The organism is Herbaspirillum sp. GCM10030257 (assembly GCF_042666555.1).
Taxonomy (GTDB): Bacteria; Pseudomonadota; Gammaproteobacteria; order Burkholderiales; family Burkholderiaceae_D; genus Noviherbaspirillum.
The window spans coordinates 64246-79302 of the sequence record NZ_JBHTDH010000016.1 but is presented as its reverse complement, the minus strand read 5'-3'; the positions used below and the strand labels follow the sequence as shown (position 1 = coordinate 79302).

Annotated in this window: 15 protein-coding genes; 4 read left to right on the top strand and 11 right to left on the bottom strand. The window is 57.4% G+C overall.

What is annotated here, in order from left to right:
• Positions 1-94 precede the first annotated feature (94 nt).
• The gene (locus ACFQUU_RS20980) at positions 95-886 is read left to right on the top strand and encodes an IclR family transcriptional regulator (RefSeq protein WP_382250065.1); all 792 of its coding nucleotides are present in this window, start codon (positions 95-97) and stop codon (positions 884-886) included.
• Between the two features lie 72 nt (positions 887-958).
• On the opposite strand, the gene ACFQUU_RS20975 is transcribed toward ACFQUU_RS20980, so the two are convergent.
• The 5 genes from ACFQUU_RS20975 to ACFQUU_RS20955 all read right to left on the bottom strand — a co-directional run bounded on the left by ACFQUU_RS20975 (position 959) and on the right by ACFQUU_RS20955 (position 6790).
• Entirely contained in the window at positions 959-1294 is a 336-nt protein-coding gene (locus ACFQUU_RS20975) for a c-type cytochrome (protein ID WP_382250064.1), read from the bottom strand.
• A 9-nt stretch (positions 1295-1303) separates the two neighbouring features.
• A complete protein-coding gene (locus ACFQUU_RS20970) occupies positions 1304-2551 on the bottom strand; it encodes a sulfite oxidase (protein WP_382250063.1) in 1248 nt (415 codons plus the stop codon).
• Between the two features lie 79 nt (positions 2552-2630).
• Complete coding sequence (gene pta, locus ACFQUU_RS20965) at positions 2631-3635, bottom strand: phosphate acetyltransferase (protein ID WP_382250062.1); 1005 nt, start codon at positions 3633-3635, stop codon at positions 2631-2633.
• 154 nt (positions 3636-3789) lie between these two features.
• A complete protein-coding gene (gene xsc / locus ACFQUU_RS20960) occupies positions 3790-5616 on the bottom strand; it encodes a sulfoacetaldehyde acetyltransferase (RefSeq protein ID WP_382250061.1) in 1827 nt (608 codons plus the stop codon).
• Between the two features lie 460 nt (positions 5617-6076).
• Positions 6077-6790, bottom strand: coding sequence for a hypothetical protein (locus ACFQUU_RS20955; protein ID WP_382250060.1), 714 nt, complete (start codon positions 6788-6790; stop codon positions 6077-6079).
• On the opposite strand from ACFQUU_RS20955, the gene ACFQUU_RS20950 reads away from it, so the two are divergent.
• Complete coding sequence (locus ACFQUU_RS20950) at positions 6779-7498, top strand: IclR family transcriptional regulator (protein WP_382250059.1); 720 nt, start codon at positions 6779-6781, stop codon at positions 7496-7498. The genes ACFQUU_RS20955 and ACFQUU_RS20950 overlap by 12 nt on opposite strands.
• Before the next feature lie 30 nt (positions 7499-7528).
• On the opposite strand, the gene ACFQUU_RS20945 is transcribed toward ACFQUU_RS20950, so the two are convergent.
• Entirely contained in the window at positions 7529-8290 is a 762-nt protein-coding gene (locus tag ACFQUU_RS20945) for a TSUP family transporter (RefSeq protein WP_382250058.1), read from the bottom strand.
• Positions 8291-8725: 435 nt separating this feature from the next.
• Here ACFQUU_RS20945 and ACFQUU_RS20940 point away from each other — a divergent pair, with 435 nt between their 5' ends.
• The gene (locus ACFQUU_RS20940) at positions 8726-8974 is read left to right on the top strand and encodes a hypothetical protein (protein WP_382250057.1); all 249 of its coding nucleotides are present in this window, start codon (positions 8726-8728) and stop codon (positions 8972-8974) included.
• A gap of 282 nt (positions 8975-9256) precedes the next feature.
• Here the strand turns inward: ACFQUU_RS20940 and guaA are convergent, their stop codons facing one another.
• The 3 genes from guaA to guaB are packed head-to-tail and all read right to left on the bottom strand — an operon-like array spanning position 9257 to position 13384.
• Positions 9257-10837, bottom strand: coding sequence for a glutamine-hydrolyzing GMP synthase (gene guaA / locus ACFQUU_RS20935; protein WP_382250056.1), 1581 nt, complete (start codon positions 10835-10837; stop codon positions 9257-9259).
• Positions 10838-10857: 20 nt separating this feature from the next.
• Positions 10858-11892 carry a diguanylate cyclase gene (locus ACFQUU_RS20930; protein ID WP_382250055.1) on the bottom strand — a complete coding sequence of 345 codons (1035 nt, stop codon included), beginning with the start codon at positions 11890-11892 and terminating at the stop codon, positions 10858-10860.
• Positions 11893-11923: 31 nt separating this feature from the next.
• A complete protein-coding gene (gene guaB / locus ACFQUU_RS20925) occupies positions 11924-13384 on the bottom strand; it encodes an IMP dehydrogenase (protein ID WP_382250054.1) in 1461 nt (486 codons plus the stop codon).
• Positions 13385-13546: 162 nt separating this feature from the next.
• On the opposite strand from guaB, the gene ACFQUU_RS20920 reads away from it, so the two are divergent.
• Entirely contained in the window at positions 13547-14035 is a 489-nt protein-coding gene (locus tag ACFQUU_RS20920; RefSeq protein WP_382250053.1) for a DUF4124 domain-containing protein, read from the top strand.
• Between the two features lie 246 nt (positions 14036-14281).
• On the opposite strand, the gene ACFQUU_RS20915 is transcribed toward ACFQUU_RS20920, so the two are convergent.
• Together ACFQUU_RS20915 and ACFQUU_RS20910 are read right to left on the bottom strand one after the other, a co-directional pair.
• Positions 14282-14572, bottom strand: a complete 291-nt coding sequence (locus ACFQUU_RS20915) for an RnfH family protein (RefSeq protein ID WP_382250052.1) — start codon at positions 14570-14572, stop codon at positions 14282-14284.
• Entirely contained in the window at positions 14565-14996 is a 432-nt protein-coding gene (locus ACFQUU_RS20910; protein ID WP_382250051.1) for a type II toxin-antitoxin system RatA family toxin, read from the bottom strand. The genes ACFQUU_RS20915 and ACFQUU_RS20910 overlap by 8 nt, the downstream gene beginning before the upstream one ends.
• Between the last annotated feature and the right edge of the window lie 61 nt (positions 14997-15057).

Sequence of the window (15057 nt, the reverse complement as noted above, 5' to 3'; positions counted from 1 at the left end):
TTGAATATTTTGGAACCGTATGTTTCAATTAATAAGACTCCCGTGATCACGATTCAATGAATATTTCGCCCAGCCTCGGAAAATGAAACAGAAAATGGATGAACTGTTTCAAAATCACGACCCGACCGACTCGCGGGGCGAAGATGCGCGCGGCTTGCGCGTGCTACGCCTGATCGAGCATCTGGCGAGCGCCAGTCAACCGATGACACTGTCGCAGCTGGCGTTTCGCATGCAGGTTCCGAAGGCGACGATGATGCGCACGCTGGACAGCCTGGAGCGGCACGGTTATGTCCTGCGCACCTCGGTTGATCGCGGCTATGTACCCGGCGCTGCGGCAAACAATCTGGCGGTGACGGCCTTGCGCAACAATGCGTTCGTCCGCTCCTGCCGTGCGACGCTCGGCAAGCTGGTGGGTTTAACGGGAGAGACCTGTAACCTGACCATGCAGGAAGGCAATGTGGTGGTATATGTCGATCGCGTCGAGACTGACGAACCGCTACGCCTTCACTTATTGCCGGGAACGCGGGCGCCAATCCATTGCACTGCTAGCGGCAAGCTGTTTCTCTCGCGCTTGACGCTGCTGGAACAGCGCAGGCTTTTGTCGATGATGCCTCTGAAACGGCTGACGCCGAAAACCATCACCGATCCGGCGCTCTTGGAGGCGGAACTGAATCGCATTGCAAAACGCGGCATCGGGATCGACGATCAGGAATTCGTGCTCGGCATGGTCGCTGTTGCCGTCCCCATTTGTGCCGCCGACGGCCGCATCCTTGCGGCGGTCGCCTGTCATGCGCCGGTCGCGCGCAAATCGGTGGACCAATTGATGGATTACATACCCAAGCTTGAAGAAGCAGGACTGAAGCTGCAGCCAGTCCTGACAGGGTGACGCTGAGACGACAGGCGTCCGCCGGTTGTGGCGGAGAAGCAAACCGACGCTTCCCCTGCCGACATCAGAACATCATTTCGACGCCCCGGTGGCCGTTGCCACATACTTCGCCAGCGTGCCGATCTGTTCTTCACTTAATCCCTTGAACGCCGGCATCTGTCCGATCCCATTGCGCAAGGCTTTTTCCACGCGTGATGCATCGGGTCTGAGTTCATCCAGATTGGGGCCGATAGCACCCTGCGCCCCGGCGTGCTCCAACGTGTGACAGACCGCGCAAGCGGGGACCGCAGTCTGGTTGAACAGCTTCTTGCCCGCGTCCATATTGGACTCGGCCAGGGCACTTCCCGCGACGAGTGAAGCAAAGGCGGCAAGCAATGCGCCTGCCCTGTTTCTGAAGTTGTGCGGCATGGCTGTCCTTTAAACAACTTGGATGGTCAGCGCGTGATCGCGCCAGCTGGTGTTGTTGTAGCCCGCCGCGTTTTCCATGCGTTCCTCCGGTTGTCGATTGCCCTTGGCGTCGGTCGCGCGGCATGCCAATGTGTGCGTCCCGGCGGAAAGCTTCACCGGCAGCACAAACTGTCGCCATGCATAACGGCCAAGATCGGGGCCGACGAATTTCGCCGCCTGCCAAGTTTTACCGCCATCGACGGAGACTTCCACGCCTTGCACCGCATGGACGCCGCCGAAGGCGACGCCCTTGACCTGCACCAGGCCTGCCGAGAGCGGACCACCTTCGGGAGCGGGACTGTTGATCCAGGACTTGACATTCATCTCCCACACCGATGGCTGGCTCGGGTCGCCCTTTTGTCCCGGTGGAGAAATGCGGTAGCCGGTGCGCTGTATCGCGGCGTCGGTCTGCTCGGTGGTAAAGGCCAGACGCCTGACGTACTTGATGTTGTTGACGCCGGAATAGCCGGGCACGATGAGGCGCAGCGGTCCCCCATGGGCCAGCGGGATGGGAACGCCATTCATTTCCCAGGCCAGCAGCGCATCCGCCATGGCGCTCCTGGGCACCGAGCGTTCGACCATCACGCTCTTGGGGTCAATACCATCTGGCAATTTCTCACCGCCGGTGCCGGTCATGTAGGCCGCGCCATCGACCATACCGCCGAGCGCTTCCACCACTACGCGCACCGGCACGCCGCTCCATACCACGCAGCCGGCGGCACCGACCTGCCACGCCGTGCCGCTGGGCTTGCTGGGGAAATACCCACGGCCGTTGCCCGAGCACTGGAGCACAGTAGCCATCGTCTCCAGTCCCAAGGTCTTGAGTTCCTTCACGGTCAGCGTACGCGGATTCTTGACGCCTTCCACGGCGATCTCCCACCCATCACGGTCGGCGACGATGCTCGCATCAGGCGCGGGGAGATTGTTGCGGACATAGAGTTGTTCGGACGGCGTGATGATGCTGCTGCCGAATGCGCTGCGCCGGGTTTCCAGCGTGTTGCCGGTGTGGACGATCATGGCATTCGGATCCTTCCACGCGACATAAGGCGGCAAGGGCTTGCCCGGTGCGGGCGGCGTAGCTGGCGCATTGCCGGTACTGGCGGCCCTGGCCAATCCAGTCATGCTCGCCGCGATCGCGGTCGCGCCACCGGCCATCAGTCGGCGGCGTGCGGTGTTGATGGTTGTATCTGAAGGAAGCGATGCGTTTTTTTCTGACATTCTTGTCTCCTTGTAGTGCGTGGTATGCGACCTGATTGACATGCAACGGAGGGCCCTACGCCGTCCGTGCAAGAAATTGCTATGCGATAGACGTCTGTGCCTGAACGACCGTGACGGCAATGACATGATATACATCGTCGGCACTGCAGCCGCGCGACAAGTCATTGGCCGGTTTCTTCAATCCCTGCAGCAACGGCCCGATAGCGACCGCGCCACCGACGCGCTCGGCCAGCTTGTAGCCGATATTGCCCGCATCGAGATTAGGGAAGACTAACACGTTGGCCCTGCCCTTGACTGCGGAATTCTTGATTTTGCGGTCGGCGATTTCAGCCACGATCGCGGCGTCGAGCTGTACGTCCCCGTCGATGGCCAATTCGGGCCGCAATTGTTTGACGCGCCGCGACGCGTCGCTCACCTTGTCCACCAATGCGTGGTGAGCGCTGCCGCTGGTGGAGAAGGACAGCATGGCCACGCGCGGCTCTTCCATCAGCAAGCTGCGCGCACTGTCAGCGGCAGCCATGGCGATCTCGGAAAGTTCTTCCGCATTCGGATCAACCACCAGTCCGCAGTCGGAAAAGATCAGGCCACCCTTGAGCGTGTGAAAAGGCTGGCACAGCATCATCAGGAAGAAGCTGGAGACCAGCTTGAACGAAGGCTGCACGCCGATGATCTGGATCGCATTACGCACCACGTCGGCGGTCGTGTGCACCGCGCCCGCCACCGAACCATCCGCATCTCCGCAGCGAACCATCAGGTTGGCATAGCACAGCGGATCGCGCACCTTGTCGCGCGCCTGTTCCAGCGTCATGCCTTTCGCTTGCCGTAATTTGTAGAGTTCCTGCGCATACGTTTCCGCATGTGGCGAATCGGCCGGATCGATCAGCGCAATGCCGGCGAGATCGATTCCGTTTTCCCGTGCAGTGGTCTCGGCCAGCGTACGTGCACCGACCACGGCGATATGAGCACAGCCTTCGCGGCTGGCACGTGCGGCAGCGCGCAGCACGCGTTCATCGCCGCCCTCGCACAGCACGATGCGCTTGGGCTTGGAGCGTGCGGTATCAATAATTCTATGCAGGGCCTTCATTCGTTCCCCTTACTCGATATGCGGTGACTACGGCTTCGATGTTAAAAAAGACTGCCGAAGCTGTTCGATCCTGAGTTCAACTTCGCTTCGGCAATCAAACCCCTAGATAGCGGGGGGCAGGAAGCTTCGCAATACGGCGTTTCCTACGTCGTCGTCAGACGTAATCCTTGTATTTATCGAGGAAGCGTACTGGCTTGGACAGCGCATCGCGGCGGAACGGATCGCCCAGTTCACGCGTGCACATGATTTCCACAATCGTCGTCTTGCCATGGTTCATCTGCAAGTCGATCGCCTTCTTCAACGCCGGCCCCACATCTTCCAGCCGGTCCACCCGGATCCCTTCGGCCCCCATCGCCCGACCAATCTCGGCAAAGCTCTGGTTGTCCAGCTCCCCCGCCACAAAGCGCCGGTTGTAGAAATCGACCTGGTTCTTCTTTTCCGCACCCCATTGCCGGTTATGGAACACCACCGCCGTCACCGGTATGTTGTGCCGCACGCACGTCATCGTTTCCATCAGGCTCATGCCCCAGGCGCCATCGCCCGCATACGCAATCGCCGGCCGGTGCGGTGCCGCCACCTTGGCGCCAATGATGGTCGGGAACGCATAACCACAATTGCCAAAGCTCATCGCCGCAAAAAAGCTGCGCGGCTTTTCAAAGCGCAGATAACTGTTGGCCACCGAATTGATGTTGCCGATATCGGTCGATACCATCACATCGGCCGGCATCGCCTTTTCCAGCTCGCGCAACACCTGGCGCGGATGCAGGTAATTGCCCGGCTCCTGCTCCTGTTCGGCAATCATGTCCAGGCTGAACGGGTCGGTCTCATGGGTCCAGTTGTCCAGCTCCTTTTCCCACGCCGCCTTTTCTTCGGCAATCTCGGCCGCCCGCGCACTGCGGCTGCCGTCGCACACCAGCGTCTTGCCGGCCAGCCGCTGCGTCAAGGCCACGGCCGCCGCCTTGGCATCGCCGCAAATGCCCACTGAAATCTTTTTCACCAGTCCCAGCATCTTGTGGTCGGCATCGATCTGGATGATCTTGGCATTCTTCGGCCAGTAATCCATCCCATGCTGCGGCAAGGTGCCGAACGGGCCCAGCCGCGAGCCCAGTGCCAGCACCACGTCGGCGCGTGCAATCAGTTTCATCGCCGCCTTCGAGCCCTGGTAGCCGAGCGGGCCGCACCACAGCGGATGGCTGGCCGGGAACGAGTCATTGTGCAAATAACTGTTGACCACCGGCGCGCCCAGCCGCTCGGCCAGCGCCTTGCACTCTTCGACCGCATCGGCCATCACCACGCCGCCACCGGAAATGATCACCGGGAACTTGGCCTGCGCCAGCAACTCGGCCGCTTCATTGAGGCTGTGTTCGCCGCCGGGGCCGCGGTCGAGCCGGCTTGGCTGCGGAATCTCGGTCTTGATTTCGCCATAGAAATAATCGCGCGGAATATTCAACTGGGTCGGGCCCATTTCCGACATCGCCCGGTCAAAGCAGCGCCCGGTGTATTCGGCCATGCGGGCCGGATGGGTGACGTGCCCCTGGTACTTGGTGAATTCCTCGAACATCGGCAATTGATTGGCTTCCTGGAAGCCGCCCAGGCCCATGGTCATGGTGCCGGTCTCGGGCGTGACGATCACCACCGGGCTGTGCGCCCAGTACGCCGCGGCAATGGCGGTGACGCAATTGCTGATGCCCGGACCGTTCTGGCCGATCACCACGCCATGCCGGCCCGACACGCGCGAATAGCCGTCGGCCATGTGGCCGGCGCCCTGTTCATGCACCACCGGAATCAGGCGAATGCCGGCCGGGGCAAAGATATCCATCGCATCCATGAAGGCCGAGCCCATGATGCCGAAGATGTCGGTGACGCCGTTGGCGGCCATGGTTTCGACGAAGGCTTCGGACGGGGTCATCTTTTGCGGGCCGGTAGCCGCGGGGGTGGCCGGTGCGGCGGGCAGGCGGGAAGAAGGGGCTTGGTCGGGCATGGCAGTCTCCTGTGCGTTAAATTCATGAAATCGGTACAAAACGTTCCGATAAACGTGTTTGAACAGAATTTACGGCCACAAAAAAGAAATGTCAAATTCTTTTTCAAAAAACGGTATTTTTCGGTTTAATAAATGAGATATTTTTGCGCTTAGATGTTGCCTAGATGTCTAGATGTCTAGATGTCTAGATGTCTTTTCCAGCAGCTTGAACGTTAGCTAGCAGTCACCGGATGCTGGTACGTCGTCCGACCGGAAAGGCAACATGGAGGCTGGCTTCCCCGCATATGACGTGAGGTTGGCCGGGCGCTTTTAATGCAAAAGATCCGACAAAGCGACAACCAGAAATTGAGATCGCGTAGCCGGACGTAATGCGTGTCGGTACAGTCCGGCCGTACGCGCATGACCGCGAACACGCGTGCGAGCTTTGATGCGACGCAGCGATGGAAGCAGGCGCATTGTGTTAACGTTGATCGCGTTGCGTCGGCACGAACGGCAGATCAGTTGGCAGTAGGTCGATATGAGTGACATGCAGGTGGGAAGGCTGGGTCGCGACCCAATACCCCGTTTCTGCGATATCGGCCAAGGTCAGCGCCTGGTATGCACCGCCCCCGCTGTCTTTCCGATCCAATGGTGCCGCGGACTCTTCTCTATGCCCCAAAACAATACAGGTTGCATGGATGCCCGCATCCACCAGTTCATCCGCGAGAATCCACATGGCGCTGTCCTGCACGCGCTTCGTCCGGTCGCAAACCGAATACCGACCATGTCCGCCTTCATGATCTGCGATTGCGAAGTTCAGTATTCGGCTGCTGCGCTGATACCTTAAAAAAGGCAGTACGGGACGTATGGTATTGAGCAGCACATGTGTACCGGTTTTGACTGCGCTGACAAAATCAGTCGCCTGTGGCGCTAGCTCGGCGGCTGTTTTCATGCCTGTCGTATTGACGTGCACGTCAATGTCGTGAAAGCTGATGGGGAGGCTTGCCATCGCCGCCCCAAGTGACGGGCTGCTCTCCGGTTCGATGACCGGGCCATCAATTAGAATTTCAAGAGAGACCAGAAAGTGAAACAGTATATGGCTAAAGCGTTTCAGAATAGCGATGCGTCCGACACCGGTTCGACGAATCACGGTGAAGACGCGCGTGCCCTGCGTGTCCTGCGCTTGATTGAACATCTTGCAAACGCCACGCAGCCACTGACGCTTTCGCAACTTGCATCCCGGCTGGATGTGCCCAAGGCGACAATGATGCGCACGCTTGATCACATGCAGCGGCACGGCTACGTTTTGCGTACTCCTTTCGAGGGAGGTGGTTATGTACCCGGTACGTCGGCCACAAGGTTGGCGCTTTCAGCCTTGCGCAATAATGCATTAATCCGTGTGTCGCGGGCAACGCTCGGCAAGCTGGTCTCAATCACTGGTGAAACGTGCAATCTCGTCGTTCCCGAAGGAAACAACGTTCTCTACGTGGATCGTGTTGAAACCGAGGAGCCGCTACGGCTGCAACTGCTGCTAGGCACGCGGGCTCCGATGCATTGCACGGCGAGCGGCAAGCTGTTTCTTTCGCATTTGTCGTTGTTTGAGCAGCGAAGATTGTTGTCGACGATGCCACTCAAGAAACTGACATCCAAGACCATTACGGACCCTGTGGCGTTGGAGCTTGAACTCGCACGTATCGCAAGATCCGGCATCGGCGTAGACCATGAGGAATTCGTGCTTGGAATGGTTGCCATCGCTGTACCCATTCGGACATCAAATGGCAATGTGGTGGCTGCCGTGGCCTGTCATGCTCCGGTCGCACGCAAGTCGATTGGTGATCTGCTCGAACATGTGGGCGAGCTTCACAACGCCGCATCAGCGCTGGAACCCTTGCTAGCAGGCTGACTAAATCCGGCTGTGATGCGTTCCACGACTTCATTGGATTAATTGCCGCAGCAACGGCCAGATGAGTGTAAGTCCGATAAATACTAAGGCTGCGGAAGCAATGCGCCGTACCGCGACCGCATTTAATGGTGGGGGGTAACGTTTGGCCAAGAACGTCGCCGCGACGCCGACAGGGAGGGCCATCAGAGTCAATAGCACAACATGAAATGTTAGTTGTCCTTGGCCTGCCACCAAAATGGTTCGGATGCCAGCACTGGTTGCGAACAGAAAAATCAGGCTATACCGTATTTCCGGCAAACTCAGTCGTTGGCGATAGAACTGATACACCAACGGCGGACCCGCCATACCGAAAAGCCCGCCTAGTGCTCCGCTAAAGACCCCGGTGACAAAGAAGACTGAACGCTTTGCTTCCTGGGCGGCATGCAATGGCTGAATCGCAACGCTGACACCGCCGTATATGATGGTCAGCCCGAGTACGAACTTGAGAATGTGTGATGACGCACTGCTCAAAGAGTCGAGCAGTATCAATCCAACAATGAGGCCCGGAACCATTCCATAGAGAACTGTACGAACGAGGCGCCATTCGATGGAACGCAGTGCGCCTGGCAGGGCAACCGCGCTATTGATTAAAGACAGCAAGCTGTTAATTGATGCAATCGTTGCGATGGACATGAGGCCGAGCCCGCTCATCGCTCCCATCACAATCATGCCGAGCCCGAAACCGGTCACAGTCTGAAAGTATGCCGAAAAAGCGACGATAACCAAAAACGGCAGCAGTAGTTCGATAGTCATTTAATTATTTCGTCCGGCGCATAGGTGTGCCACACCGGTAAGCCTTATGTTTGTTTCCTGCGGCGTGCTGTTTCGGTGGCGTTTAGCTGTTTTAATATTTAACCTCGTCTTTCGCACCCTTCCTTTTAAAGTAGGATGCCAGCTTGTCGGCAACAGCGACCTTGAAAAATGCTGTTATCAACATCCAGGTCGTATATTTAAGATCAAATAAAGACAGTAGCCGAAACAGTCTTTTTATCTATCATTACATAAATTCCGGTACGTTTCGTATCATTTTATGAGAAATATGCATTCCAAGGCAAAATGGCAAGCCCTACCCTGACCTACTGCCTAGCTTTGCAAAGCGACCTTGGATGATGGCATCGGGCTTTAACGCAAAGCAGCATACGGATGCCATCGTGGCACTGCTGGCATCGGTAGCCGAGGCGTTTATGAGTGACAAACCGTGACGCCGGCGTTGGCATGCAAGTTCTTGGTGGACATGGTTATATCCATGAATCTGGGCTGGAACCGACCATGCACCAAGCTTGCATCAGCATTACGTATGAAAGAACCAATGACGTTCAGGCGCTAAATCTTCTCGACAGAAAGATACTGCTCGATCAGGACGTCAAATTACGCCAACGGTCGAAGCGCATTAAGGGGTTTATTGATGTGCACAAGAAGAAAGCTACCCGTCGCTAAAAATTCGGGCTTTCATTTTTGGAACGTCCTTTAAAAGCGCTATTACAGCTCACGACGGGACAGAACAGGCAAACATGATGCCGTCCATCCACGCAAGGCCCGACGTCCTGTCCAAGATATAAGGACAGATACGCCGTGTGGCCCAGTGGCCGTAAAAACTGTCCAGACGGGGAACGCAACGCGGCGCGACGACTAAAATGTAAGCTCCCGTGAAAACCGCGGGCGCATGTCGAAAGATGTGCGGACCCGCAGTGAAGCGGGGCGAGAGATTATTGCCTCCCGTCATTCCCACTCAATTGTAGCCGGCGGTTTGCCGGAGATGTCATACACCACGCGATTCAAGCCACGCACTTCATTGATGATGCGATTGGAGACCTTGCCGAGCAATTCGTGTGGCAGGTGTGCCCAATGGGCGGTCATGAAATCCTGGGTTTGTACGGCACGTAAGGCAACCACGTATTCATAGGTGCGTCCATCGCCCATGACGCCGACCGATTTGACCGGCAGGAACACCGCAAATGCCTGGCTGGTCTTGTCGTACCAGGATTTGCCTTCGTCATCTGTTGTGTTGCGCAGCTCTTCGATGAAGATGGCGTCCGCGCGACGCAGCAAGTCCGCGTATTCTTTTTTCACTTCGCCGAGAATACGGACGCCCAGGCCAGGCCCCGGGAATGGATGGCGATACACCATGTCATGCGGCAGACCGAGAGCGACACCAAGTTCGCGAACTTCATCCTTGAACAACTCGCGCAGTGGCTCCAGCAATTTCAGGTTCAGCGTCTCCGGCAATCCGCCGACGTTGTGGTGGCTCTTGATGGTGTGCGCTGTCTTCTTGCCTTTGCCTGCGCTTTCAATCACATCGGGATAGATGGTGCCTTGCGCCAGCCATTTTGCGTTCTTGAGCTTGCCCGCTTCAGCCTGGAACACTTCGACAAATTCGCGGCCTATGATCTTGCGTTTGGCTTCCGGATCGGCAACACCTGCCAGCTTGCCCATGAATTGTTCAGTCGCATCGACGTGGATGACTTTCACGCCGAGGTTCTTGCCAAACATGTTCATGACCATCGCGCCTTCATCAAGGCGCAGCAAACCGTGGTCGACGAACACACACGTCAACTGGTCGCCGATGGCGCGATGAATCAAGGCTGCGGCGACGCTGCTGTCCACACCACCCGAGAGACCGAGAATGACCTCGTCGGTGCCGACTTGTTTGCGAATGGCGTCAACGGCTTCGGAAATATAGTCAGGCATGTTCCAGTCGGATTTGCAGCCGCAGATCTCGTGCACGAAACGACCCAGCATGGCCTTGCCCTGAACCGTGTGCGTCACTTCCGGATGGAACTGCACTGCGTACATCTTTCGCTCTTCGTCAGCCATGCCGGCAATCGGACAGTTGTCGGTGGACGCCATCAGCTTGAAGCCTGGGGGCATCTCCATGATCTTGTCCCCGTGGCTCATCCACACTTTCAGCATGCCATGGCCTTCGGCTGTCACGAAATCCGCAATACCATTCAATAACGCGGTGTGACCGCGTGCACGAACTTCTGCATAGCCGAATTCGCGGACCTTGCCATTTTCGACCTTGCCGCCAAGTTGTTCCGCCATGGTCTGCATGCCATAGCAAATGCCCAGCACAGGCACACCCACTTCAAACACGGCCTGCGGCGCACGCGGCGTATCACCCTCGGTCACGGAGTTCGGTCCACCGGACAGGATGATGCCGGCTGCGCCGTAATTGCGAACAAACTCATCGCTGACATCATAAGGAAAAACTTCCGAGAATACGCCAGCTTCGCGTACGCGACGCGCTATCAACTGCGTAACCTGAGAACCGAAATCGAGAATGAGGATTTTAGAGTGCATGGAAGGTGGTGTTTTAATAATCAGAGGGAATCGGGAGTCGCGTTCATGACCTTGTTACGTCCTGCATCCTTGGCGGCATACAGGGCCATGTCGGCACGGCTGATCAGTTCTTCGGTGGTTGCGGTCGTAAACATGTCTGTCGAGGCGACGCCGGCACTGATCGTCAGATTGAGCGTGGCGCTGCCGATCACCTCGGGCTGCGCCGCAATCGCAGCACGCATGCGTTCGGCTACGGCCATCGCGGTAACGTGCGACGAGCCGGGCAGGACAATCAGGAATTCTTCGCCGCCGTAGCGCCCAAGCGCTTCCTGAGGCCGGATGCAGGAACGCAGCCGACTGGCCACTTTCACCAGGACCGCATCACCGGCCGGATGACCATAGGTATCGTTGATTTTCTTGAAGTAGTCCAGATCGGCAACAATCAATGACAGTGGCAGGCCGAGCTTGTCGCAGCGTATGGCTTCAATCGTCAGGATACGCATGATCGCACCACGGTTCCAGGTACCGATGAGCGGATCAATCAGCGACTTGCGTCGTAGGTTCTTATTTTTCTTCTGCAGGTCGAGCTGTGATGCGTTGACCGAGCGCAGTTCCAGTTCGCGCTCAACCAGAGCGGCAAGGTCCGCCAGCGCCTGGCGGTCGCCGTCGCGGAATACCGGACGTGGCGCGTAATCGACAAGGGCAACATTGCCGACCAGCGCCCTGTCCTGATTGTGCACGGGATATGACGCATAAAAACGGATATAAGGCGCACCGCTCACTGCACGATGGCTGCCAAGGGACGTATGTTTGCATACGTCGTGGACAACCACGATTTCGTCAGACAGCGAGATGTCATGACAGAACGCGGTCTCCAGGTCAGCCATCGACGGGTTGTCCTCCACGCCGGGTGGAATCGCATTACCGAACGTGATGACGCAGTTGGCGACGTCAAACAGCTTTTTCCCGATACGGCGGATGCGCAGCATCTCCAGGTCGTTGTCCAGGGGGACCTCGACCTGCTCGGGAAGTGCTATAGGAGACTGGCCGCCTGGCGAGACGGCCGATTTTGTCATGACCATGCTTGAGCCTTAAGTCGCGCTGCGATCAGTCCGCACGGTAGTTCGGCGCTTCTTTCGTGATCTGCACATCGTGGACGTGCGACTCGCGCATGCCGGCTGACGTGATTTCGACAAACTCCGCTTTCTCACGGAATTCCTCGATCGACGCGCAACCGCAATAACCCATCGACGAACGAACCCCGCCGACCAGCTGATACAGAATGGCGAGCACGCTGCCCTTGTAAGGCACACGACCTTCAATGCCTTCCGGTACCAGCTTGTCGGCATTGTTGGCGGAATCCTGGAAGTAACGGTCAGCAGAACCATCAGACATGGCGCCGAGGCTACCCATGCCGCGATACGACTTGTAGCTGCGGCCCTGGAAGAGGATGACTTCGCCAGGCGCTTCTTCGGTGCCGGCAAACATGCTGCCCATCATGACGCTGGAGGCGCCTGCCGCGAGTGCCTTGGAGATATCGCCCGAGTAGCGGATACCACCGTCGGCGATACACGGAACGCCGCTGTTCTTCAGTGCATCAGAGACGTTGGAAATTGCGGTGATCTGCGGGACGCCGACACCGGCAACGATACGGGTGGTGCAGATCGAGCCGGGGCCGATACCGACCTTGACGCCGTCGGCGCCATGCTCGACAAGTGCCAGTGCCGCTGCCGCAGTGGCGATGTTGCCGCCGATGACGTCAACCTGGGGATAGTTTTTCTTGACCCAGCGAACGCGGTCAAGCACGCCCTTGGAATGTCCATGCGCGGTATCGACCACGATGACATCGACGCCGGCCTTGACCAGCAGGTCGATACGCTCTTCATTATCGGCACCGACGCCGACTGCGGCACCAACACGCAGCTTGCCGTGTTCGTCCTTGCAGGCGTTCGGGTGTTCGGTGGCTTTCTGGATATCTTTGACGGTGATGAGGCCGCGCAGCTCGAATGCATCGTTGACCACGATGACGCGTTCCAGGCGATGCTTGTTCATCAAGCGCTTGGCTTCGGACAACTCCGCGCCTTCCTTGACGACAACAAGCTTTTCACGCGGGGTCATTTTTGCGCGCACTTCTGCGTCGAGTTCTTCTTCAAAACGCAAGTCGCGGTTGGTGATGATGCCGACGACCGTCTTGCCCTCGACGACAGGAAAACCACTGATGCCATGCTGTTCCGACAAGGCGATCACATCACGGATGCGTGTTGTCGGCGGAATGGTGATCGGGTCACGCACGACGCCGGACTCAAAGCGCTTGACCTTCGCGACTTCGCGCGCCTGATCCTTTGGCTTGAGGTTCTTGTGAACGATGCCTATGCCACCTTCCTGCGCCATTGCAATTGCCAGCCTTGCCTCGGTCACGGTATCCATTGCAGCCGATAGCAACGGAATGTTCAGCGTGATATTGCGCGTAAGGCGCGTGGTTAGGGTGGTGTCTTTGGGGAGGATGTCCGAGTAGGCCGGAACGAGCAGCACGTCATCGAACGTGAGTGCTTTTTGGAGTAGACGCATAGTGTTTCCTATAGGCGCAAAGCCGCATTATACAGAAATCCTTGTTACAAGTCGTTTTTCGGTCCCTCTGAGATATAAGCAGTTGGCAAGTTCATTGACAGTACCTCCAAAGCATGGCGAAATCCACGTATGGCCATTTATGGCATAGATGCAAGGATCCCAATGAACAACCTCTTCCGTCATACCTTTGTCGCCGCCCTTATCTGCATGGGGTTTGCTGGTGCCGCCCATGCGCAATACGTCTGGCTCGATGACAGGGGCGTCAAGCAGTTTTCCGACATGCCCCCGCCATCATCGATTCCGGCCAGCCGCATCCTGAAACAACCGGGTAGCAGCACGCCCGCCGCGGCGCCGGCCGAATCGGTCGGGTCTGAGGCCAAATCGCAGATGACTACTGCGGAAAAGAATGCCGAATTCCGCAAGCGCCAGACCGAGCGTGCCGAGAAAGAGAGAAAGGCCGCAGAAGAAGCCAAGATCGCCTCGGAAAAAGCGAGGAATTGCGAACGGGCGCAGGAATATTATCGTGCCCTGGAGTCGGGCGAACGCATCAGCCGCACGGACAAAAACGGCGAGCGCTCGTTCTTGTCCGATGAGCAACGCGCCAAGGAAGTCAGGGAATCGCGACGGGTACTGGACGAGTGCAAATCCTAGAGCGAGTTTCCTAGTGGCGTATGGAGAAGCGGGTCGACTTGGCGTGCAGGGCAAGGCGCGCGAAGTGCCGTGTGGTGGGCCACACAAGCGACAAGCAACGCCGTCCTGCGCGTCAAGGCGGCCCGAGGCGACGGTACACGACGATGAAATCCCTCTAGGGGCAGCGATAGGATCGGTGGCCTGCATTGTAATGGCCGCGTTGGAAGATCCCGGCATGCCGGGATCTTTGTTTGGGAAATGACAGCGTTACTTCTGCCGTTCTTTCTTGATGGCCCGACGGCGGCGCGCATCCTTGGGATCGGCAATCAACGGACGGTAAACCTCCACCCGATCATGCTCGCGCAATAGCGCGTCGAGCTCCTTCAGTTTGCCGTATACGCCGACGCGTGCAGTCGAAAGATCGATTTCCGGCGCTTCCTCCAGCAGACCGCTGACTTGAATCGCATCACGAATTGTCGTCCCGGGAACTACGCTCAGTTCTCGCAAAAATTGCCATTCCGGCTTGGCGTAGCAAACCTGGATCCGGAGATCAGCCATACACGACCTCGGCCCGCTTGCAAAAGGAATCCACAAAGCTGTTGGCTATGAAGTTGAATACCGGGCCGATGAGTTGCTCGAGTACCCGGCTGGAAAACTCGTAATGCAACTCGAATTCGATCTTGCAGGCATCTTCGCGAAGCGGTTTGAAATTCCAGGTACCATGCAGTTGCTTGAAAGGTCCCTCAATGAGCACCATATTGATCGATGTCGGTGGCGCATTGGTGTTCTCGGTAGAGAATGATTGCTTGACGCCATGATAGTTGATGGTCAGCATTGCGACCACCTTGTTGCCCTCGCGTGTGCGCACGTCGGCGCCCCCGCACCAGGGAAGAAATTTTGGGTAATCCTCGATCTTGTCGACCAGCGCAAACATCTGTTCTGCGCTATAGGGCAGCAACACGGACTTGTGTACGACAGCCATTGCAAATAACCGTTTGATAAAATACGAAGCTTCATTTTAACTGACCTGCCCTCTTTCCCAC

Coding starts and splice junctions, on each gene's coding strand:
- ACFQUU_RS20980 (WP_382250065.1), top strand. CDS start 95: ATGGATGAACTGTTTCAAAATCACGACCCGACCGACTCGCGGGGCGAA.
- xsc (WP_382250061.1), bottom strand. CDS start 5,616: ATGCCCGACCAAGCCCCTTCTTCCCGCCTGCCCGCCGCACCGGCCACC.
- pta (WP_382250062.1), bottom strand. CDS start 3,635: ATGAAGGCCCTGCATAGAATTATTGATACCGCACGCTCCAAGCCCAAG.
- ACFQUU_RS20945 (WP_382250058.1), bottom strand. CDS start 8,290: ATGACTATCGAACTACTGCTGCCGTTTTTGGTTATCGTCGCTTTTTCG.
- ACFQUU_RS20930 (WP_382250055.1), bottom strand. CDS start 11,892: ATGACAAAATCGGCCGTCTCGCCAGGCGGCCAGTCTCCTATAGCACTT.
- ACFQUU_RS20920 (WP_382250053.1), top strand. CDS start 13,547: ATGAACAACCTCTTCCGTCATACCTTTGTCGCCGCCCTTATCTGCATG.
- ACFQUU_RS20910 (WP_382250051.1), bottom strand. CDS start 14,996: ATGGCTGTCGTACACAAGTCCGTGTTGCTGCCCTATAGCGCAGAACAG.
- ACFQUU_RS20970 (WP_382250063.1), bottom strand. CDS start 2,551: ATGTCAGAAAAAAACGCATCGCTTCCTTCAGATACAACCATCAACACC.
- ACFQUU_RS20955 (WP_382250060.1), bottom strand. CDS start 6,790: ATGTTCAATCAAGCGCAGGACACGCAGGGCACGCGCGTCTTCACCGTG.
- ACFQUU_RS20975 (WP_382250064.1), bottom strand. CDS start 1,294: ATGCCGCACAACTTCAGAAACAGGGCAGGCGCATTGCTTGCCGCCTTT.
- guaB (WP_382250054.1), bottom strand. CDS start 13,384: ATGCGTCTACTCCAAAAAGCACTCACGTTCGATGACGTGCTGCTCGTT.
- guaA (WP_382250056.1), bottom strand. CDS start 10,837: ATGCACTCTAAAATCCTCATTCTCGATTTCGGTTCTCAGGTTACGCAG.
- ACFQUU_RS20915 (WP_382250052.1), bottom strand. CDS start 14,572: ATGGCTGATCTCCGGATCCAGGTTTGCTACGCCAAGCCGGAATGGCAA.